Origin of the sequence: Paracoccus ravus, assembly GCF_004522175.1 — a bacterium.
Taxonomy (GTDB): Bacteria; Pseudomonadota; Alphaproteobacteria; order Rhodobacterales; family Rhodobacteraceae; genus Paracoccus; species Paracoccus ravus.
Map to the genome: position 1 here is coordinate 1 of NZ_SDEB01000079.1, position 1,348 is coordinate 1,348.

The window sequence follows — 1,348 nt, forward strand, 5'->3', positions numbered from 1 at the left end:
GTCCTTTCAGGCTCGGCAACCGCGTGATCGGTTTTCTCAACCGCTCGGTGTCGAAGGCACGGTCGCCGGGCAGAGCGTGGTCATTTTCCGGAGGTTTTGGGCGATGGCGGCGAGTGTGAACTCGTCTTTCGCTCCCATCGGCCCTCTCAATCGCAGGCGGTTAAGGCCCAGGATGCGCTTCAGATGAGCGAAGGGCATCTCAACTTTCTTGCGCCGCCTCGAGGCAATCTCGTTGAACGCGGAGGCCGTGCAGAACCGGGCAAAATCACGCACGATTTCGAATTTTCCGCGTTGCAGACTGCGCGTTTCACTGTTCGGACAGCATTGCTCCTTCAACGCACAGATCTGACAGTCGGCTTTTGATGCGCGATATCTGCGCGGCTTCATCTCGGTCGAGAAGCGCTCCGGATCTGAATAGTTCCGTCGCCTGTGCCGCAGATCCTTACCTTCCGGGCAGAGGTAACGATCATTCTCATCGTCCCAGATGAAGTCGGAACGGGACAATGTTCCATCCGTGCGCTCGCCTTTGTCTATGACTGGGATGAAAGGCAGGATCTGCCGCTTCAGGACGATCTCGACCAGGTTGTCTTCAGATCCATAGGCGGTATCGGCAGCCAGCCATTCAGGAGGAATGTCGAAACGCTCGGCCGTGCGATCCAGCATCGTGAGGGTAGAGCCGACCTCGGCCTGCCGGACCGATCGGGTAGCCTCGACATCCATGATGATCCCGTGATCTGTATCGATCAGGTAATTATCTGAATAAGCGAAGAAAGCGGGCCCCTTCCGCGCGTTCGTCGGGAAAATGATCACTGGATCATTTTCTTTTCCGCCTCACTCCACTGGCTTGCAGGATCGGCATGGGCCGTAAACTTGGGCTGGACGGGCGTAGCTGCGCCGAAAGCTTCGTCATCGAGTGTGTCCAGATATTCTCGCACCGCCCTTGAGGCCTCTGCCGGATCAATGGTGAATGGGTCCCATTTATCCTGACGGGTGGAACTCTGTTTCTGGACGTCGGCGCGGATCAGGCTGGCGTCGACGGCAAAGCCTTTGCCGCCCACGAGGCCACGGGCAATGCATTGAGCAACCACTCGATCGAAAACACGACGAAAAACATCACTGTCGCGGAACTTGCCATGCCGGAGCTTCGAGAAACTCGAACGAGGCGGCAGAACCAGCGATAGGCGAGGTTGAGGTGAACCTCCTGACAGAGGCGCCGCTCGGACCGCAATCCCATGACATAGCCAACGACAAGCATGCGGATCATGAGTTCCGGATCAATCGAGGGTCGGCCTGTATGGCTGTAAAAAGCCCGCATCTCATCGTGCAGATCAGCCAGGTCCAGAAACCG

1 pseudogene is annotated in these 1,348 nt (G+C 57.4%); it reads right to left on the reverse strand.

From position 1 onward, the window contains the following. Positions 1 to 36 precede the first annotated feature (36 nt). Positions 37 to 1,348: pseudogene (locus ESZ60_RS20560) on the reverse strand (transposase); the annotation flags it as partial.